This window comes from Pseudomonas sp. CFBP13509 (assembly GCF_005233485.1).
GTDB classification, from domain to species: domain Bacteria; phylum Pseudomonadota; class Gammaproteobacteria; order Pseudomonadales; family Pseudomonadaceae; genus Aquipseudomonas; species Aquipseudomonas marginalis.
Genome location: NZ_QGAA01000008.1, coordinates 276460 through 295093, shown reverse-complemented (window position 1 = coordinate 295093; position 18634 = coordinate 276460). Strand labels below are relative to the sequence as shown.

Here is an 18634-nt window from a genome sequence, read left to right as displayed (position 1 = left end):
TTAGCAGTAGGCGCAATTCGATTCAAATACTAACGTATCGCCTGACGATGCCTGACGTTAAATAAGCACTCGCCAATGTTAAAGTTCGGACGTGTTCGCCAATGTCCAACCAGGCGGTGCAGCAACTGTCGAACGGTAGTGAGTACAGTCGCAATTGACTGTACTCATCTGATTGAGAATGCGTATGTAGCCCGATACCGGTAGCTGCTATGGAGGCGATGGGACTTTTAACCCCTGTCGCGCATGCCCACGCCACGCACAGAGAGACTACGTTCTTGGTCGTGCGAGTGGTAATAGACGTTCTGAGTGGTGCTGAGACTGCTATGCCGCAAGTCCATCTGCAGATCCTTTGGACTACGCAGTGGCGCATCAAACGTTGCAGAAGTATGCCGCAGCCAGTGCGCAGACGCTGCACGCAGGCTATTCATCTCGTGTTCTTCGCGCTCCTCATCGCGCATTCGCGCGACAGCATTATCGAAGACTGATTGGAGGAGGGCGCGTACTTGTCGCCCGGAGAGTCCTGAGCGACCTCGAAGTGTCATCAGCAGAGGCGTCTGCTCGTTCCATTCCGGCAACGGCGAAAGGCCTACAAACCGGCGGTAGCGCTTCAGGTACTTGGAGACGTACTCATCCCTGACTGCGACCTTACCGGCCTTGTTGCCTTTCCCGATCACGTGGTACCACCAGTTGCCCTCTGGATCCTGGCGAAAATCACCCATTACCGGGTGCCAGTTCGGCCGGCCAACGATGTCGGAGACCCGGAGATACATCGCAAACAGAGTGGCGACGATGAATAGAGTGCGTTCGTGTCGCGCTGGCTCATCCTGGGCCATCCGTTCAGCGGTCTCCAGCACGTAGTCCCACTGTAAGGGCGTCAGGGCGCGATTCGAGCCTTCCTCTTGTGGCGCTCCACGGTTAAGGGTGCGCTTCTTGATCATCCGGAAAGGGTTCGCCGAAGCTGTCCCGTCTTCGATCATGTACTCAAAGAACCGGCTGCAGATCGTATAGATCTGGTTGAGGGTGCTCGGAGAAGGCTTGTAACGAGTGACGCTCGAGGCCACGCCAGGCTCTGCATCCCGGAATGTGGCGTCGGGCGTTAACTTCAGGTCATTCGAGGAGTCCTTAGATTGCTTCAGGCTAAATGGCCTCCATTTCTCGTTTGGCATGACAGGATCACCCCAAGCAGATTCGGTCTGATCGCTGGTCACGAAACGGCCGCGTACGACTGGGCCAATCCAGTCTCCTGGAGGGTTACGGCAGAACTCTAGGTAGTCTTCCGCATCTTGGCGTTTGAGCTGAGAAAAAGGCTTCTGCTTTATGATGAGTGCCCATAACAACAACCTTTCAACATGAGTTCTATAAGAAGTGAAAGTTTGGCTGTTGTCCGAAAAGGCGCGAAGGAACTCCCGAGTCGTTAGATAACCCTTGTTAGCCTCCACTGATGCGGGAAAATTTTGAATGTACTGACGAATGCAAGCCATACTAGGTTCACGCAAACTAAAGTCCATATCAATGAAAATTTCGTAGGTCTCAAAAACAGGCATGGGCTGCGTAGACATATTGGTGCACTACCGTATGATTTGTCGCTGATTAAGAACTTCCAGTAATGGGAGTAACTGGAAGTTAGGGCAGGGCGGTTGTATTTTCCATCTTCTTTAATGTGAACTGATGAGCATTGATCGATGGTAGCCCCTGAATGACTCCGTTGCAACTACCCTTGCTCAGCAGACATAGTGTTAGCATGGGCTTGACAAAAGCCTGGGATCTGCACTAAGTAGCGATTGCCCTGTTGGTTTTTCCGCTAATTACTTCGTGTAGATTTTTTGCGCCTCATGTGATGCGCGGAATTTCTTTATATTTAAATATGTATTGTCAGACCAATCTGAATTCGCCGCTTCATTATGGACTTAAACCTTTCTGGATCATTATCAAAATTATTAATCCAATATTGTCAAAGTGTGCGAACTCGATTTTTATTCTTTGGGTGTCATGAGCGTAAAACGGAGTTAAGCTCATTGGAGCGGCTTTGCTCGGCACAAGGTCAGTGGCAATTGTCGTGTAATTCATGCTTCGGGCTCTGCATTTTCGGAATAATATTCGCTTCAACGAAGCTCAGGCAGAAATCAAGAAATGAGTGGAAAAGCACGATTGGTTTTTCCATTTAAATCTTTTGATAGAAACGCACTCTGGGACATCCACTTGTTTTGTTGAATACCCGTGAGAGCCCGATTTTCGTGGGTTGCACGGACTTTAAGTCTGATCAGAACATGGCATTTCCACTTATTTTGTCAATAAATAACGGCGCCATCGAGGGATGGCTACGACCAAGCTACGTATTGTTGATCATGTCGTTCAGGAGCGGCGGCGAGCAGACAAGGATCATTGCGTGATTGCAACACGAACCATGGTGTCCATGACACTGGCCCTTTATTACCGGGCTTTGGAGAGGTTGAAGCGGCTTTGAGAAGCTTCAGCTTAGGCCCTATGAGCATGCGGACGCTAGGCTTAAGCAGGTCTCCGGCAAGACCTTTGGCAGCGCTCGGTCGGCATGGAATGTCCACTTGTTTCGTCTCAGGAAACGGGGGGTGAGAATGTCTATTCATTTCTTCAAAAATCGCTGGAACCCCTGTCTTCCGTGGGCTTCAGGGCAGCCAAAGATGCGCACCTTCGGATCTCAGTCCATTTATTTCTCCATAGACTCGGGAGCTGTTCAATTTGAGGCTAGTCAGTAAATAATGTTATTAATCAGTACCTTACGGATTTTCAGAAAACAGATTTTTCCACTGATTTTGTTAAAAACAACTTGTCGCAATGGCTTGCTGGCTGCGCTCCAGCCCTCAGGGATCAAGGGTTTCAGGGGATTAGCATAGGGCTTTCCACTTAAACCGCGATTGGCGCACATGAATCTTGATTCACTGAGAAGTATGTTCATAAGTAGGCGACGAGAGCTGGAAGTGGCTGAGCCTGACACATGATTTAACATAATATACATTATGCGTAATACAATGTTACGTAATGAGGGGCAGTGCCCGTCAGATTCCAACAGGCAAAGCCCCTCTCTGGTTCAAACCTGAGCGAACCCTCCATCCACGAACATTTCGCTGCCGGTCATGAAACTGCTGTCGTCCGACGCCAGGAACAATGCCGCCGCCGCAACTTCTTCCGGTTGGCCGATACGGCCCAGTGGCAACTGCGCCGTCATGTCATCAATGATTGCATCCTTCTGGCCGGTACTTGAAAGCGCCAGGTCCAGGCCCGGTGTCGAGATTGGTCCCGGTGAAAGTACGTTGACGCGAATACCGCTGCCTTTCAAATCCAGCGCCCAGCTCCTGGCGAAATTACGCAATGCGGCTTTCGTGGCGCTGTACACGCTGAATGCCGGTGTGCCCATGGTGCCGGTGGTCGAACCTGTGAGGATCACCGAACCGCCGGCGTGCATCAGTGGCAGCGCTGTTTGCACGGTGAACAGTGTGCCTTTGACGTTGATGCCGAACGTGCGATCGAACGACTCTTCGGTGATCGACCCGAGCGGCTGGAAATCCCCCAGGCCTGCATTGGCGAACAGCACGTCAACGCGACCTTTGACGCTTTTGATGTGGATGAAAATGCGCTCCAGGTCGTCCAGCCTCGAGATATCCCCTTGAATGGCGATCGCTGTAGGCCCGATCAGGCCCAGCGCCTTGTCCAGTTCTTCCTGCCTGCGTCCCACAATCACCACCTGTGCACCTTCCGCTGCAAAGCGAATGGCGGTTGCCAGGCCAATACCACTGTTGCCACCGGTGATCACTGCAATTTTCCCGTCGAGCCTGCTCATGGTTAACTCCGAAGAATGTTGAGGCCCAACTCTAGATCCAGACTATTCTTTTGAATAGTATGCACCTTTTAGTAAGTACCCCTTTGGAGCACCCATCACATGGCGAACAACACCTTCAATTGCGGGCTCGAGGCTGCCCTGGCGGTGATTGGCGGCAAATGGAAACCGCTGGTCCTGTATAACCTGGCGCGACATGTTCATCGGTATGGCGAGTTAAGGCGTGCGATTGGCGGCGTGACCGACAAGGTGTTGATCCAGCAACTCAAGGAATTGGAACGCGACGAAATCATTGCGCGGATCGACTTCCAGGAGATCCCGCCCAAGGTCGAGTATTCCCTGACACCCTTCGGGCAGTCACTGGCCACTGCGCTGGGCGCGTTGTGCGTGTGGGGCACCGAACATATGGACACCGTCGAACGCATCAGCGAACGGCGTATCAGCGCCCTCGCCCAGGCCTGAGCCCTGCCCCGATAGCCAACTCAACTAAATGACTATTTAGTTGAGTTATAGGCTTGGCGACGAATTCGCCGGGTTACGCTCAACGAGCACTCTTCATTTCCAGAGCCTGATCGAGAGTGAGCTTGAGCTCTTCATCATTCCAGGGCTTGCTGATGTAACGGAACACATACCCATCGTTGATTGCCTGCGTGATCATGCTCATATCGGCGTAGCCGGTCAGCAGGATATTCACGCAGTGCGGATCGCGCCTATGCACCTCGCGCAGCAAGGTCGGCCCGTCCATGAACGGCATGCGCGCGTCGCAGACGATCAGGTCGACCGCGTGTTGTTCGAAAAGGCTCAGCGCCTGGGCACCGCTCGTGGCCAGCAGCAAGTCGTAAGGCTTTGCGCGCAGCAGGCGCCGAAGGCTGTTGAGGATACTTTCCTCATCATCCACCAGCATGACGGTGTGTCGTTTTTCGCAGGAAGGCAACGTATCCATGATCAGCGTCCTTCAACGGCGCAGGTAGAGACAGCCTCAATTACCGGCTGGCGTAAGGGTAACCAGACGCGGAAGCGACTCCCCCTGCCCGGCTCACTGTCGACGGTGAGGCGTCCATGGTGCTTGACCATGATGCTGTACGACAACGACAGGCCAAGGCCCGACCCCATGCCCACCGGCTTGGTTGTGAAGAACGGTTCGAATATCCGGTTCTGGATTTCAAGGGGAATGCCATGGCCGTTGTCGGCGATTTCGACGAAGACTCCACCGTCCTCCCTGCCGCTGCTGATGGTGATTTCGCCGTCGGCGCCCACGGCATGGCTTGCATTGATGAGCAAGTTCAGGAAGACCTGGTTGATCTGTGAACCCATGCATTCGATGGGCTCGACATCGCCGTAGCACTTGATCACCTGAGCCTTGAACTTGATCTCGTTCCAGATAACGTTGAGGGTACTGTCGAGCCCCTTGTGCAGGTCGGCCAACTGCCATTCGTAACTGTCGACGTGGGAGAACTCGCGCAGGTCCTTGACGATGCGAGTGACCCGGTCAAGGCCGTCGACCGACTCGGCCAGCAGGTCGTCGATGTCCTGGCGCATGAAGGTGTAATCCATCTTGTCCCGCATCACCGCAAGCTCGGGATGAGCGCTGGCATGCCTGTCGTCGGTCGCCTGCTCATGGGCTTCGAGCAGCGCGAAGATGTCCACCAGGTAACGACGCAGGCTGTTGACGTTGGAGCCGACAAACCCGATCGGGTTATTGATCTCGTGGGCCACGCCTGCAGCAAGTTGCCCTATCGCCGCCATTTTCTCGGACTGCAGCAACTGCGCCTGTGCGTCTTCGAGCCGCGCGATCAGCAGCGCCTGGGCGCCCTTCTCTTCTTCCAGCAACTTGTTAAGCTGCGTCAGCTCAAGTTGACGGGCAGCGGTATCGGTCGTGTCACTGATGGCCAGGCCCACGCCAAGATTGCTGCCATCGGCGTCTTGCACCGGGAAGAAGGTGCAGTTCTGATACATGTGCCGGACCATGCCACTGATGGGCCGGGTACTCTCGAAATTGAACAGGTGCGGCCGCTGCTGCCATGACGTGAACGCAAAGTTTTGCAGGGTGATGACGCTGTTGATCTTCTGCCGGGTCCAGGCCTCCGGCAGCTCCGGAAAGGCTTCGAACAACGTACGGCCGACCAGTTCTTCCGCGCTGCGGCCACTGTTGATGGACATGAAATGGTTAGAGAACAGCACCTTGCAGTCCTGGTCGACCAGCAATACGCCCATGTTGATGGCCTTGAGCATCGACTCAAGGGTTTCCCGGGAAATTGCCTTGATGTCTGTCATGAAGAGATCCCTTCAAAGTTCGTCCAGCAAACGATCGATGGCCCGAACGACAACCCCAGCCGTACGTTCAGTGATGCAGATCAACAAGTCGCAGGAGAACTGATGAGCCTGAACCTCGAAACGGATTTCCAGCACCATCGCCAGGTGTTCATTCAGGTTCAATTCATCCAGTGCATTCGCCGCATGTTCGGTGTGGACGAGAATGGACGGTGCGTCATAACTCACCTGAGTCGCCACCTGCCGTGCCAGGCCACTGATGCAGGCGCCGGTCAGGATGTTGGTGACATCAAGCATCAACTCGTGCTGCTGCTCCAGGCCGCTGCCCTTGTAGCCCAGCAGTTCGGCCAGTTCATCGGCCCCCTTGGAGCCAAAGCACACGAACACTTCGCCGCGTAGCTCACCCAGAAAAGACTGGCGGGTGACGATCATGAAGCTCCGACGCAGATGCTCCGGAATCAACAGGTGATTCTGTTCCCGGATCAGCGGGTGAATAAAGGGAACCGAAAGCGTCACCATGGTATCGGTCAGCAGCGCCAGTCGCTCGGCCGCCTGTCCCATGGCGATGTTCATCAGTTCCTGCAGGGCATCACGTTGGTCTTCGGTGAGTGCGGCCAAGGTTTCCATCAAAGCACTCCTATGACGTGCAAGGCATTGACTACAGCTTCAGCCGTAACCGGCTTGGCTACAAAGGCAGCAGCGCCCAGGTCGAATACCCGTTGCCTGGCCAGGGGTTGGATGTCTGCACTGATCACCACGACGACCACGTTGGCGTCTTCGCGCTTGAGTGCCTCCAGGGTCTGGAAGCCATCCATGACGGGCATGGTGAGGTCGAGAAAAAGCAGGTCGACCAAACCGGCGTGGTAAGCCTCCATCACCTCGGCACCGTTGCAGGCCTGGCGAACATCTTCGGTCAGTGATTCCGGCAGGGAACGCAAGACCATCTTGCGGGACATGGATGAATCATCGGCGATTAGAACTTTCATGGTGCACTCCACAGGTATGAAGTGTCCTGCGGCCTCGGCCGAGGCCGGAGAAATCAAGACTTCATTGAATCTTCCAATCACTCTAGCGTGACATATAGCAAAGAGCCATGAAGAAATCCGGATAGTGCTCTAATGATTTGCGCAGCCTGTAGGGATTTCCCTACAGGCTGCCAGGCGCCGGCCCGAAACTCAGTAACCACTGGCCGCCGTCATCGCCCCGCCGACAATCGCAATCCCCGAACTGCTGCCCAAGCGCGTCGCCCCGGCTTCAATCATTTTCAGTGCCGTCGGATAATCGCGCACGCCCCCGGACGCCTTGACCCCAACCGCGGCGCCCACGGTTTTACGCATCAGGGCCACGTCTTCGGCGGTGGCACCGCTTCGGCTGAACCCCGTGGAGGTCTTGACGAACGCCACACCCAGGTCCCGGCAGATTTCGCAGGCCTGGACTTTCTCTTCGTCGTCCAGCAGGCAGGTTTCCAGGATGACCTTCAACGGCACGGCGCCGCAGGCCTTGTGGACCAAGGCAATGTCTTCGCGCACTGCCTCCAGCAAACCGTCCTTCAACCAGCCGATATTGAGCACCATGTCGATCTCCCCTGCCCCGGCGGCAATCGCCCGTTCGGCTTCGAAGGCCTTGGTGTCACTCAGGCCGGCGCCCAGGGGAAAGCCCACCACGGCACAAATCACCACGCTGTCGTCGGCCAGGCAGGAAGCGGCGTAAGGCACCTGCCCTGAGTTCAGGCACACCGAATAAAAACCGTGCTCCCGGGCTTCCTCGCACAAAGTGCGAATCTGCTCGCGGGAGGCGTCGGGCGCCAGCAAGGTGTGATCGATGTACTTGGCCAATGCTGCGGGTTGAAGAGTGTTCATTTAACGTGCCCTTGCCTGTATGTTGCGAATGGTCGTGTGCCGCTTGTCACAGCACCCACACTAATGCGTTATAATAATAACATTAAATGTTACTTATCTAACACAAACAATCAAGCCCTGGAATACTCGTGGACAGTAGAAAAGCCGAGCGACTCAAGCTTATCCAACAAGCCTTGCAGGACCAGAACGCCATTCACCTGAGGGAAATGGCGGCGCTGCTGGAGGTTTCGGAGATGACCCTGCGCCGCGATCTCAACCACTTCAGTGATCACCTGCGCCTGCTGGGTGGCTACATCACCCGGGTCGGCAGCGAGGTCAGCGATTACCGGGTTGCCGAGCAGGACACCCGCCACGTCGAGGAAAAGCGCCGCATCGGCAAACTCGCCGCGCGCCTGATCCAGCCCGGTGACACGGTGTTTTTCGACTGCGGTACCACCTCGCCGTTTGTGATCGACTTCATCCCCGACGACTTGGAGTTCACGGCGGTGTGCAGCTCGTTGAACGTGCTGCTCAAGCTGCATAACAAGCCCAACTGCCACATCGTGTTGTGCGGCGGCACCTTCCATCGCAAGAACCAGGTGTTTGAAAACAGTGCCGAAAGCAGCATCCTCGACAGCGTGCGCCTGACATGGGCCTTCGTGACGGCCGCCGGCGTCAGCCAGGCATTCGGCGTGACGTGCTTCAACTTCAATGAAGTCGAGGTCAAGCAAAAGGTCATGCGCCAGGCCCAGCAACGTGTGTTGCTCGCCGACTTCAGCAAGTTCGACACGGTGCGCACCGCTCACTTCGCTGCCCTGCAAGACTTTCAGTACGTGGTCAGCGACAAGAAAATCCCCCGCAGCTACAAGGACGCCATCCAGGCCCACGGCGCGCAATTGCTGGTTTAACCCAGCAAGCGCTGGCGTTCCTGCGCGCTCAGGTAGCCGGTGGTGACACTGAACGAAGCGCTGGCTCCCGCCGCCAGCAGACGCACGTGGCCTTTGGCTTTCTCGGCGTTATAGCCCTCGGGTTCGCACGTCGATGGCAGCACGAACGCCGCCACTTGCTGATCCGGCGCGTGCAGGATCCAGCGTGCGGCGTGGGCGAATTGTTCGGGGCGATAGCGGGTGTAGAACGCCGCGCCATCGGGATGATCCAGCAGGAAGTGGGCCAGGCCGGTGGCGTCTGTGCCGACGCCGTCGAAGAAAAACACGATTTCAGGGTCGTACAACGCCGGCTTATCCAGACACACCAATTGCGTAGGTTGCTCGGCCAGTTGCGCCATGTAGGCGCTCCAATCCGGCGTCGGCTTGACGTGGTCCGGAATGCTGGTGCGCAGGCGCAGGTGCTGCATGCCCAACGGCTCGACAAACCGCGCGCCGGCCACATACGCATAGTTCATATGGGCCATGTACATCAGCTCCATAGGCTTGCCAGCCAGGTTGGTCACGTCCATATCGATATCGAACAAGGCCGAGTCAGCGCGCAGGGTCACGCTGGGGCACGCCCGGTAGCGATCGCCGAAGCCCTTGGCGTATTGATAGCAACCGCCCAGGCGCACAAAGCCCTCGCCGATTTCCAGCCAGGCCGAGTCCATCGGGGCGCAAGGCATTTCGCCGTGCAAGGCGTGGGTGTCATCCGGCGCCGGGCAACCGTTGCGCAGCAGGCCACTGTGAAACATGAAGCAGCCGTAGGTATCGATGACCGTCGGGCTGGGCCGGGGTTGCTCGAACAGGTTGCTCATGGTCAGGTCACAGCCGTCGAACACCGCCGACCAGATCATCTGCCCTTGATAAGGCAGCAGCACCAGGCGTCCACGACTGTTCTCCAGGCTCACGGCCAGCACGCCGGACGGATAGATCCAGGCACTGACCTTGAAATCCTCGGACTGCAACAGGATTCTCTCCTGCTCGGCAAACACCGCTGGATACAGCGCAATCCGCGTATTCATGAGGCCACCGCCGCAACAGCGCTCGACGGTAACGTGCCGGGTTGGCGCATGCACTTGACCGCGTACATCACGATCACGATAAAGCACAGCAACGGCACGCTGTAGGCCAGCTGCATATTGCCGCCGCTGGCATCGGACAACAGGCCCTGGAAGATCGGAATCACCCCGCCGCCGACGATGCTCATCACCAGCAATGAACCGCCGACGCCGGTGTCTTCACCCAGGCCATCGATGGTCAGGCCGTAAATGGTCGGCCAGCACGGGCCGAGGAAAATACTCACGCCGACCGCTGCGTACACCGCCGAAATATTCGGCACCAGAATGGTGTAGGCCAGCAGCACAATGCACAGCACACCGTAGATCGCCAGGACCTTGGCCGGATGCAGGCGGCGCATCAACAGGTTGGCGATCATCTTGCCGACAAAGTAGGCGGCAAAGGTGGTCAGCAAAAACCATGAGGCGCTGCGTTCATTCATTCCGCCCATTTGCATCGCCAGGCGAATGGTAAAACTCCACACGCCGACCTGGGCGCCCACGTAGAGAAACTGCGCCAATACGCCAAAGGTAAAGCGCGGGTTACGCCACAGCCGGCCCAGGCTGTGGCGCAGGCTGCCAGGCCTGCTGTCAGCCGGCTTATTGCCCTTGCAGGCAGGGAACCGAGTGATCGCGACCAGGATAAACATCAGCACCAGCACGGCGATCATCCACTTGTAGGGCAACAGCGTGGACTGGATCATCTGCAACTGCTGCACGGCAGCCTCGGAGGCGCTCATCCGGGCCAGTTGTTCCGTGGTCGCGTCGGTGTCCTTGAACATCACGAAGCTGCCGACGTACACCCCGGCCATCGCACCGAAGGGGTGGAACGTCTGCGAGATGTTCAAGCGCCGCGTCCCGGTTTCCCGTGGCCCCATCAGGGTCGAGTAGGTGTTGCAGGCGGTTTCCAGGAACGACAGGCCGGCCGCAATCACAAACAGCGCCAGCAGGAACATGCCGTACTTGGCCGTCGACGCCGCCGGGAAAAACAGCAGGCAGCCGAACATGTACAGCAGCAACCCGATCAGGATCGTGCTCTTGTAGCTGAAGCGGCGCACCACCATTGCCGCCGGAATCGCCACGAAAAAATAGCCCAGGTAAAACGCCGACTGCACAAAGGCGGTCTGGAAATCACTGAGCAAAAACGCTTTCTTGAAGTGTGCGATCAGCACGTCATTCATGCTTGCCGCGGCCGCCCACAGCGCAAAGATGCTGCACAGCAGGATAAAGGCGAACCAGGGAGTGCGGTTCAGGTAGAAACCATCGGGTGTCTGTTGCAGCGCAGGTTTGTTCATTATTGTTCTCCGGGCTGGTTTGGGGATTACGGCTGTTGCTGGAAACGAGCGAACGCCTCGCTGTCGGGGTATGACGTCTGGGTGCCCAGGGCCATTACCGAGCAGGCGGAATACGCCACGGCCTGTTCCATGGCCTGCCGGATACCGCCGTCGCGGCTCCAGTGCTGGATGAAGCAACCGATAAAGGCATCGCCGGCGCCCGTGGTGTCCCGTGCCACGACCTTTCGGCCCGGCACCCGGAATTCGCCCTCCTCTCCCACGTACAACGCACCGTGTTCACCGAGGGTGACGATCACGTGGCGAATGCCGCTGGCCACCAGCGTGCGCGCGGCGCGTTGGGCGGCGTCCGGCGAGTCCACGACCTGGCCGCTGATCAACGCCAGTTCCGATTCATTGGGGATCAGGAAATCCAGCTGTGCCAGGTGCTCCCCGCTCAGGCCGGCCAGGGCCGGTGCCGGGTTGAGCAGCACCGCGATGCCGTGCCGGTGCGCAAATTCGATGGCGTAGTAGACCGTCTCCAGATTGATCTCCAACTGCAGCACGATCAGGGTGCACTCGCGCAGGTCGGCGGCCGCCGCGTCGATGTCCGCCGGCAACAAATGCGCATTGGCGCCTTTGACGATCAGAATGCTGTTGTGGGAGTCGGCTCGCACAAAAATCGGCGCGACACCGCTGGAAACCCCAGGCACCCGCTGCACATGACGGGTGTCGATACCAAAACGCTGGAAGTTGGCCAGGGTGTTGTCGGCAAACATGTCGTCGCCGACCTTGCTCAACATCAGCACCTGCGCCCCAAGCTTGGCGGCCGCCACCGCCTGGTTCGCCCCCTTGCCGCCACACCCGAGGGCAAAACCAGGCGCTTCCAGGGTTTCGCCCTGGGCCGGCATGCGGTCGATGTAGGTGATCAAATCCACCATATTGCTGCCGATGACTGCGATCTTGCTCATTGCTATTCCACCTTGTTGCAACACGACCAGGCAGGTCGTGGTGCTCTTGTTTTGTTATTTAAATAACATTAGGTGTGAATATTCAATCTTTTTTTGCGGTGCCCGGTCAACGAGCCCTGCGGGTGGGCCGGTGGACCGGGCAAAAAAAACCGACCCACAGGGGGCCGGTCCATAAAGCGTGTATCAGGTCTGTGCGGTGTTACAGGCTGAAGCGATCCACGGATTGCGACAACTTGCCGGCCAACCCGGCCAGTTCATCGGTGGTCGAGGCGGTTTCGCCGATGATGCGGCTGTTGTTTTCCGACATCCCCGCAATCATCTCCACCTGGTGGGAGATTTCGTTGCTGGCCAAACTCTGTTCACCGATGGTGCGCGAGATGTCGTTCACCAACTCGGTGGTATTGAGGGTGGCCTGCAGAATATCGCGGATCGCTCGCTCCACCTCGGCAGTCACCGCCATGCCTTTATCCACTTGGGTGACGCCCTCCTCCATGCTGGTCACCGCTTCCCGGGTGTTCTGCTGGATACGCCCGACCATGCTGGCAATTTCCTGGGTCGAGGCGCTGGTGCGGCCCGCCAGGCTGCGCACTTCATCGGCGACCACCGCAAAGCCGCGTCCCTGTTCGCCGGCGCGGGCGGCTTCAATCGCGGCGTTCAGGGCCAACAGGTTGGTTTGGTCAGCGATGCCCTTGATCACTTGGATAATGCTGAAGATCGCCTCGGACTCCTTGTCCAGCGTACGAATGACCTGGGCCGATTGCTGCGCTGAGCGGGCAATGCCATCCATATCCTTCACCACCTGATGGATCACCCGGCCGCCGTCCTTGGCCAGGGCTTCGGCCTGGTTGGCCATGTCCAGGGCGCGTCCGGCATGCCGGGTGATTTCCTCGATACTGGCGGTCATTTCACTGGCCGCGGCCGCCATGGTGCTGGCGGCCGCACTTTGCTGCTGGCTGCTGCCGGCGACGTCATGGCAGCCCTGGCTCAAGCGTTCGCTCATGCCATTGACGCCGTGGGCATTGCTGCGCACCACCTCGATCATGCCGCGTAGATCTCGCTGCATGATGGCGAGGTTGCGGATCAATGAGCTGGCTTCGTCCTTGCGCTTGGGTTCGACGATCGGCTCGCTCAAGTTGCCACGAGCGATACTCGCAGCAATGCGGCTGGCGGTCTGCAGTGGCCCCATGATGCTCAAGATGACCCAGCGGCCCTGAGCCAGGAGCAACAGCAGGCTCGCGATCAGTACCGCGCCCAAGGTCAAATTGGCGTGGCTGATGGTCTGCCGCGTACTGGCGCTGGTCTGCTGGGTATGACTTTCGATCAGCTCGCTCAATGCGGCCATTTGATCTTCCAGCTGGGAAAACGCCTTGTTGAAGGTGTCCAGTTCCCCGCGAGCGGCCTCAGGATTCTCCAGTGCCAGCGCGACGATGCGCTCGCCGGCACTGATATAGGTGTCCAGGCTGGGTCTGATTTTTTCCAGGCCGCTTTTGATCGTGGCATCCAGCGGCAACTTGAGGTTGTCCCCCAGTACCTGACGGAAATGCTCGGCGTGTTCCTTCAACGAGGTGTTGACCTCATCCTTGCTGCTGGTGCTTTTGCCCAACCCCACGAGCATCGCGGACAGCACGTCGGCACGCAGTGCGTCGTGCATCATGTCGGCTTCCATATGGTTGCGCAGGACCGTCATGCTCACCTCGCTATCCTGTACGGCCTCGCTCATCCGAACATTCCCCAGGTAGCCGGCCAGGCTCATGACCAGAGCCGTGAGCAACCCAGTGGCAATCAACAGCATCAAGCGTAATTTGATCGTCATGCTGACATCCCCATACCCAACCGTCGAAGCAACGTTCTTACCGTTATCGGCATCAATCCCTGTTAGTGAAGCCTAAGTTTGCGGATCTGCGCGGATCCCTTAAGCTGATCGACTTTTGCGCTGCCGGAAACCGCCCATGTCCCGAAGTATTGCCCACCTTGCGTTACTGCTGGGGTTGATCACCGCCGTCGGCCCGTTCGCCATCGACATCTACCTGCCCGCCCTGCCTACCCTGGGCGCCAGCCTGCACGCCTCGCCGGCGGCGGTACAGATGAGCCTCACGGTGTTCTTCATGGTCATTGGGGTGTGCCAGCTGTTCTACGGCCCGATCAGCGATGTGTTCGGGCGCAAGCCGCCGATTTACGCCGGTCTGCTGATCTTTGCGGTGGGCAGCGTCGGCTGCGCGCTGGCGCCCACCATTGAAGTGCTGATCGGCTTTCGTGCCGTGCAGGCCTTCGGCGCCTGTGCCGGGATGGTCATTCCCCGGGCGATCGTGCGTGACCTGTACACCGGCCATGAAGCCGCGCGGCTGATGGCCTTGCTGATGCTGGTGATGAGTGTGTCGCCGATTCTCGCGCCACTGGCCGGCAGCCTGGTGATTTCGTTGTGGAGTTGGCGCGAAGTGTTCGCCGTGCTCGCGGTGGTGGCCGTGCTGTGCCTGGTGATGACAATTGTGCAGCTGCCCGAAACCCATCCCGCCGAGCGCCGGCTGGGCAAGACCTTGGGCACGGCGTTCAGCAGCTACGGCGCACTGCTGCGTGACCCGGTCTTCATCGGTTTGTCGGTGGTGTGCGGGTTCGGGCTGGCGACGTTCTTCGTGTTTATCGGCAGTGCGCCCTTCGTGTATATCGAATACTTCGGCCTCACGCCTACCCAGTTCAGCCTGTGTTTCGCCCTGAACGCCGCGTCGTTTTTTGCCATGAGCCAACTCACTGCACGCTTGAGCGCACGCTTCGGCCTGGCGCCACTGATTCGTTGGTCGGTGGTCGCCGTAGCCGCCGTTATGGTGCTGCTGGCCGCGACCACGCTGTGGGTCGACAGCCTGGCCTTGATGATGGCGTTGCTGTTTATCGGCTTCGGTTTCCTCGGCCTGTTGTTGCCGGCGGCGGGCGTGTTATCCCTGGAAGATCATGGTGCTGTGGCGGGATCTGCCTCCGCGCTGTTGGGGGCCATCCAGATGATCACCGCTGCCGTGTCCATGACCCTGGTCGGAGTGTTTGCCGACCACACGCCGGCGCCGATGCTCATCGGTATCGCGCTGTGTGCGCTCGCGGCGATGTTCACCACGCTGTGGACCTTTCGACGCCTGCCGGCGCACCTGGCGAGCGCCCCGCCCCACGGCTGACCTATACCGCTCGTCGGGCCTGGCCGGCATCCATTACAACTATCGCCGGCCATGAAACTACTAATCCCATAGCACCGTTCGAAACCTATGGAGATTGGAAATGACTGACTACCCACGCCCGCCCTTCGCCCCTCAAGCGCAAAACGTGCCCGGTACCCAGCGCAAAATGGACCCGTACCCGGACTGCGGGGAACAGAGTTACAAGGGCTCCGGCCGGTTGGCCAACAAAATCGCCTTGATCACCGGTGCCGACAGCGGCATCGGCCGTGCGGTGGCCATCGCCTTTGCCCGTGAAGGCGCTGACGTCGCCATCGCCTACCTGGACGAACACGAAGACGCCAAGGAAACCGCGCGCTGGGTTGAGGAAGCAGGCCGCCAGTGCCTTTTGCTGCCCGGCGATATCGCGCAAAAAGCCACCTGCCAGGCGCTGGTCGACAAGACCGTAGAACAGTTTGGGCGCATCGACGTGCTGGTGAATAACGCGGCATTCCAGATGACCCACGAAACGCTCGAAGAGATCGAGGATGAGGAATGGGTCAAGACCTTCGATATCAACATCACCGCGATGTTTCGCCTCTGCAAGGCTGCGCTGCCGCATATGAAGGCCGGCAGTTCGATCATCAACACCAGCTCGGTGAACTCCGACATGCCCAAACCGACCCTGCTGGCCTATGCCGCCACCAAGGGCGCAATCGCCAACTTCACCGGCGGCTTGGCGCAATTACTCGGCAGCAAGGGCATCCGCGTCAACAGCGTCGCGCCCGGCCCGATCTGGACGCCGTTGATCGTGGCAACCATGACTGATGAAGACGTGCAGAACTTCGGCAGCGAAACCCCACTGGGCCGCCCCGGCCAACCGGTGGAAGTGGCGCCGATTTATGTGCTGCTGGCATCGGACGAGGCCAGCTACATCTCGGGTTCGCGCTATGCGGTCACCGGTGGCAAACCCATTCTCTAAACCCACCGATCAATTAAGCGTACTTGCCTTTTGTAGGAGCGAGCTTGCTCGCGAAAAACGTCAACGGTAACGCGTGCATTCTGGATAAATGCGGTGCCTGTGAGCTCTTCGCGAGCAAGCTCGCTCCTACAGGGCCTAGTAATATCGCGCTGATCGCCTATAAATCGAACCGGTCCACCGCCCGCCTCCGCTCATTGTCGTCACGCACGTCATAACTGGCGGTGGTCTGGATATTGGTGTGATGCGCCAGCTTTTGTGCAATCGACAGGTCATGCTCCTCGATCACCCGCGTGATGAACGAGCGGCGAAAATCGTGGGGCATGATCTTCACCCCGACCTGCTCACCCCGTTGGCGCGCGATGTAGTAAATCGCGTGCTTGGTGATACGTTCGCGGGTGATATGGCTGCCCCTTCGTATGCGGTTGAACAGGAAGCTGTCGTCCTGCTCGCCTTCCTTGAGCTGTTCGCGCCTGAACGCCAACCAGGCCTGCAACTTGGCGAAAGCCCAGTCCGGTGCATACTTGACCAGCTCCTTGTTGCCCTTGCCGATTACCCGCAAGCTGCGTTCATCGAAGTTGATCTGCGCCAGGTCGAGGTTGACCGACTCGGACTTGCGCATGCCCGAGCCATACAGGATGCCGATGACCGCTGCATCACGCAGGCCTTGGGGGCGAGGGTCGGCGGCGCAGACTTCCATCATTTCCCGGATCAACGTGCGCCGCAGATTGCGGCCCTGGCCCAGGCGCGTGCCGGGCGTGGCCTTGACCGTACGCATTTTCAGGAGATGTTCCTGGCTGATCAGGCTCATGCGCCAGGCTTCATTCATCACCCCGCGCACGGCATTCACGTACAGGGATGAGGTATTCGGCGCGTAGCCGTCTTCACGCAACGCTGCGACCAGGGCGATGACATGTTCGGGTTGCAGCAGGTGCCAGTCGATGTCTTCGAGGTTGATGTCTTCGAAGCCCAGGCGGTCGGCGGCGTCCTGCAGCACGTAGCGCATGGTCAGTTGGCTGGAGGGGGCCAGGCGGGTGAGGTAGAGGGTCAACGGGTTACGGATAGACTCGGTCAAGGTAGATCAGCCTTTGGATTAAATACCTCGAACAACTCATTGTTTAATCGAGGTATTTAGTGAATTGGCGAAGACCGAGTCTAACCCAGGAAAAGCCCTGGCACAAAATCACGGTGCCGTGTCTTCATCCTCGGTGGGCGCCTGGGGCTGGGTCTGGGCCTGACTCCATTCGGCATCCTGCTTCTGCATCAGTGCGAACCAGTGCTGACGCATAAAGGTCAGGTAAGCGTCCGGCGCCTTGGCAAAGTCCTTCTCATCGCCATAGCAACCCGGCAACGGCAACTCCGTGCCCTGCTCCTTGTACTGGCTGACCAGCGCCTGCTGCCCGGCCACGCTACAATCCTTGGGCAGCGGCATGCCACGCAGGGCCCCGGCCTCTTCATCCCACCAGGCTGCGCCGACCCGGTCGACCCCGCGCAGGCGGTACTTCTGCGACTTGCCGACATGCATGATCAGCTTGAATTCGTTGGGGCTGACATCGCTGGTGCAGGAGCGCGAATAGCCCACGGTGGCCTGGGTGACGCCATCGCCGGTGAGGTCGGTGACCTTGGTCGCGGCCATGTCGAAGCGCAGCGCCGCATCGAATTGGCAATGCTGCACGTCGTCGTAGAGCATCCACATGCGCTTGGGACGGTCACCGTCGATCAGGTATTGGGCCGCATAGACAAACGCCGACTGGGTACCGTCATCCTCGCGTTCGCTGACCTGCTCGGAAAGCACCAGCAGGTTCTTGCCCTGGCGGTCGTCCCAGGTATAGGCGGCGACCTGCCTGCCGCGCACTTCAACACCCTCAGGCACTTGGGCGAGCGCGGTGAGCGCCACGCCATCATCTGCCCGTACGGCGCTGACGCAGGCCGCCGTCATCAACAATCCGATCAAAACGGGCCGCCATTGGCCGCTTATACGCTGCACGCTATTCATCCGAGTACCCTGGCAAGAGATGGCTTACTTTACCGGCACTTGAAGCGCATTGCAGAGAAGATTCTTCAATTAAGACCAAGGGCTGGCGGATTAAAGCGCCTCACCTGCAGACAACGCCTATTCAGCCTGCGGGCCTTACCCTGCCATACCTTAGTTGCGTAGCTGAACCCTAGCTGTCTACCTGTCAAATAAACGAGTTTTTCATCTGCCTTTCATATCTGTTGCACATTTTTGCGCTTAATCTTGAACGTGAAACTTCAGAGCGAGTCCCACAACACCAGCTAACCTGTTGATTAAACTTCAACTTTTGCGCCGTTTTTTACCTGCGAGCCCTACGTTTGCCCAATGATCACTGCTGTTTTTACGCTCCAAGTTGCTC

16 protein-coding genes and 2 pseudogenes are annotated in these 18634 nt (G+C 58.2%); 4 read left to right on the top strand and 14 right to left on the bottom strand.

Annotated elements, in window-relative coordinates; translation table 11 throughout:
* Nucleotides 1-227: 227 nt before the first annotated feature.
* On the bottom strand, nt 228-1559 hold the full coding sequence (locus PspCFBP13509_RS16070; protein ID WP_137212322.1) for a tyrosine-type recombinase/integrase: 1332 nt from the start codon (nt 1557-1559) through the stop codon (nt 228-230).
* Between the two features lie 1505 nt (nt 1560-3064).
* Nucleotides 3065-3814, bottom strand: coding sequence for an SDR family NAD(P)-dependent oxidoreductase (locus PspCFBP13509_RS16065; RefSeq protein WP_065947004.1), 750 nt, complete (start codon nt 3812-3814; stop codon nt 3065-3067).
* Between the two features lie 99 nt (nt 3815-3913).
* Here PspCFBP13509_RS16065 and PspCFBP13509_RS16060 point away from each other — a divergent pair, with 99 nt between their 5' ends.
* Complete coding sequence (locus PspCFBP13509_RS16060; RefSeq protein ID WP_027605843.1) at nt 3914-4273, top strand: winged helix-turn-helix transcriptional regulator; 360 nt, start codon at nt 3914-3916, stop codon at nt 4271-4273.
* A 97-nt stretch (nt 4274-4370) separates the two neighbouring features.
* On the opposite strand, the pseudogene PspCFBP13509_RS16055 reads toward PspCFBP13509_RS16060, so the two are convergent.
* From PspCFBP13509_RS16055 to deoC, 5 genes and pseudogenes are all read right to left on the bottom strand, one after another.
* Nucleotides 4371-4754: pseudogene (locus PspCFBP13509_RS16055) on the bottom strand (response regulator); the annotation flags it as partial.
* A 2-nt stretch (nt 4755-4756) separates the two neighbouring features.
* On the bottom strand, nt 4757-6085 hold the full coding sequence (locus tag PspCFBP13509_RS16050; protein ID WP_137212321.1) for an ATP-binding protein: 1329 nt from the start codon (nt 6083-6085) through the stop codon (nt 4757-4759).
* Nucleotides 6086-6097: 12 nt separating this feature from the next.
* Nucleotides 6098-6709 (bottom strand): chemotaxis protein CheC, encoded by a 612-nt coding sequence (locus PspCFBP13509_RS16045; RefSeq protein ID WP_027605845.1) that lies wholly within the window; start codon nt 6707-6709, stop codon nt 6098-6100.
* A complete protein-coding gene (locus PspCFBP13509_RS16040; RefSeq protein WP_065927544.1) occupies nt 6709-7068 on the bottom strand; it encodes a response regulator in 360 nt (119 codons plus the stop codon). The genes PspCFBP13509_RS16045 and PspCFBP13509_RS16040 overlap by 1 nt, the downstream gene beginning before the upstream one ends.
* A 189-nt stretch (nt 7069-7257) precedes the next feature.
* Nucleotides 7258-7941, bottom strand: coding sequence for a deoxyribose-phosphate aldolase (gene deoC, locus PspCFBP13509_RS16035; RefSeq protein ID WP_137212320.1), 684 nt, complete (start codon nt 7939-7941; stop codon nt 7258-7260).
* A gap of 128 nt (nt 7942-8069) precedes the next feature.
* Between deoC and deoR the strand changes: the two genes are divergently transcribed.
* Entirely contained in the window at nt 8070-8828 is a 759-nt protein-coding gene (deoR, locus tag PspCFBP13509_RS16030) for a DNA-binding transcriptional repressor DeoR (protein ID WP_065927542.1), read from the top strand.
* Here the strand turns inward: deoR and PspCFBP13509_RS16025 are convergent.
* From PspCFBP13509_RS16025 to PspCFBP13509_RS32180, 5 genes and pseudogenes are all read right to left on the bottom strand, one after another.
* On the bottom strand, nt 8825-9871 hold the full coding sequence (locus PspCFBP13509_RS16025; protein ID WP_137212319.1) for an aldose 1-epimerase family protein: 1047 nt from the start codon (nt 9869-9871) through the stop codon (nt 8825-8827). The two genes, deoR and PspCFBP13509_RS16025, sit on opposite strands and share 4 nt — an antisense overlap.
* Entirely contained in the window at nt 9868-11199 is a 1332-nt protein-coding gene (fucP, locus tag PspCFBP13509_RS16020) for an L-fucose:H+ symporter permease (protein WP_074846801.1), read from the bottom strand. The genes PspCFBP13509_RS16025 and fucP overlap by 4 nt, the downstream gene beginning before the upstream one ends.
* A gap of 26 nt (nt 11200-11225) precedes the next feature.
* Entirely contained in the window at nt 11226-12146 is a 921-nt protein-coding gene (gene rbsK, locus PspCFBP13509_RS16015; RefSeq protein ID WP_065927539.1) for a ribokinase, read from the bottom strand.
* A gap of 199 nt (nt 12147-12345) precedes the next feature.
* A complete protein-coding gene (locus PspCFBP13509_RS32185) occupies nt 12346-13071 on the bottom strand; it encodes a methyl-accepting chemotaxis protein (protein ID WP_370671277.1) in 726 nt (241 codons plus the stop codon).
* A gap of 132 nt (nt 13072-13203) precedes the next feature.
* A pseudogene (locus tag PspCFBP13509_RS32180) lies at nt 13204-13959 on the bottom strand (MCP four helix bundle domain-containing protein); the annotation flags it as partial.
* Between the two features lie 136 nt (nt 13960-14095).
* Between PspCFBP13509_RS32180 and PspCFBP13509_RS16005 the strand changes: the two are divergent.
* Together PspCFBP13509_RS16005 and PspCFBP13509_RS16000 are read left to right on the top strand one after the other, a co-directional pair.
* A complete protein-coding gene (locus PspCFBP13509_RS16005; RefSeq protein ID WP_137212317.1) occupies nt 14096-15304 on the top strand; it encodes a multidrug effflux MFS transporter in 1209 nt (402 codons plus the stop codon).
* A 100-nt stretch (nt 15305-15404) separates the two neighbouring features.
* Complete coding sequence (locus PspCFBP13509_RS16000; protein WP_137212316.1) at nt 15405-16262, top strand: SDR family oxidoreductase; 858 nt, start codon at nt 15405-15407, stop codon at nt 16260-16262.
* A 157-nt stretch (nt 16263-16419) separates the two neighbouring features.
* Here PspCFBP13509_RS16000 and PspCFBP13509_RS15995 read toward each other — a convergent pair whose 3' ends face one another.
* Nucleotides 16420-17334 (bottom strand): site-specific integrase, encoded by a 915-nt coding sequence (locus PspCFBP13509_RS15995; protein ID WP_027605855.1) that lies wholly within the window; start codon nt 17332-17334, stop codon nt 16420-16422.
* Between the two features lie 108 nt (nt 17335-17442).
* Entirely contained in the window at nt 17443-18255 is an 813-nt protein-coding gene (locus PspCFBP13509_RS15990; RefSeq protein ID WP_065946995.1) for a M949_RS01915 family surface polysaccharide biosynthesis protein, read from the bottom strand.
* Nucleotides 18256-18634: the final 379 nt, after the last annotated feature.

What these genes read in the sequence shown, in the direction of transcription:
- PspCFBP13509_RS16070 (WP_137212322.1), bottom strand. Translation starts at nt 1,559, where the DNA reads ATGTCTACGCAGCCCATGCCTGTTTTTGAGACCTACGAAATTTTCATT.
- PspCFBP13509_RS16065 (WP_065947004.1), bottom strand. Translation starts at nt 3,814, where the DNA reads ATGAGCAGGCTCGACGGGAAAATTGCAGTGATCACCGGTGGCAACAGT.
- PspCFBP13509_RS16060 (WP_027605843.1), top strand. Translation starts at nt 3,914, where the DNA reads ATGGCGAACAACACCTTCAATTGCGGGCTCGAGGCTGCCCTGGCGGTG.
- PspCFBP13509_RS16050 (WP_137212321.1), bottom strand. Translation starts at nt 6,085, where the DNA reads ATGACAGACATCAAGGCAATTTCCCGGGAAACCCTTGAGTCGATGCTC.
- PspCFBP13509_RS16045 (WP_027605845.1), bottom strand. Translation starts at nt 6,709, where the DNA reads ATGGAAACCTTGGCCGCACTCACCGAAGACCAACGTGATGCCCTGCAG.
- PspCFBP13509_RS16040 (WP_065927544.1), bottom strand. Translation starts at nt 7,068, where the DNA reads ATGAAAGTTCTAATCGCCGATGATTCATCCATGTCCCGCAAGATGGTC.
- deoC (WP_137212320.1), bottom strand. Translation starts at nt 7,941, where the DNA reads ATGAACACTCTTCAACCCGCAGCATTGGCCAAGTACATCGATCACACC.
- PspCFBP13509_RS16025 (WP_137212319.1), bottom strand. Translation starts at nt 9,871, where the DNA reads ATGAATACGCGGATTGCGCTGTATCCAGCGGTGTTTGCCGAGCAGGAG.
- fucP (WP_074846801.1), bottom strand. Translation starts at nt 11,199, where the DNA reads ATGAACAAACCTGCGCTGCAACAGACACCCGATGGTTTCTACCTGAAC.
- rbsK (WP_065927539.1), bottom strand. Translation starts at nt 12,146, where the DNA reads ATGAGCAAGATCGCAGTCATCGGCAGCAATATGGTGGATTTGATCACC.
- PspCFBP13509_RS32185 (WP_370671277.1), bottom strand. Translation starts at nt 13,071, where the DNA reads ATGGCGGCCGCGGCCAGTGAAATGACCGCCAGTATCGAGGAAATCACC.
- PspCFBP13509_RS16005 (WP_137212317.1), top strand. Translation starts at nt 14,096, where the DNA reads ATGTCCCGAAGTATTGCCCACCTTGCGTTACTGCTGGGGTTGATCACC.
- PspCFBP13509_RS16000 (WP_137212316.1), top strand. Translation starts at nt 15,405, where the DNA reads ATGACTGACTACCCACGCCCGCCCTTCGCCCCTCAAGCGCAAAACGTG.
- PspCFBP13509_RS15990 (WP_065946995.1), bottom strand. Translation starts at nt 18,255, where the DNA reads ATGAATAGCGTGCAGCGTATAAGCGGCCAATGGCGGCCCGTTTTGATC.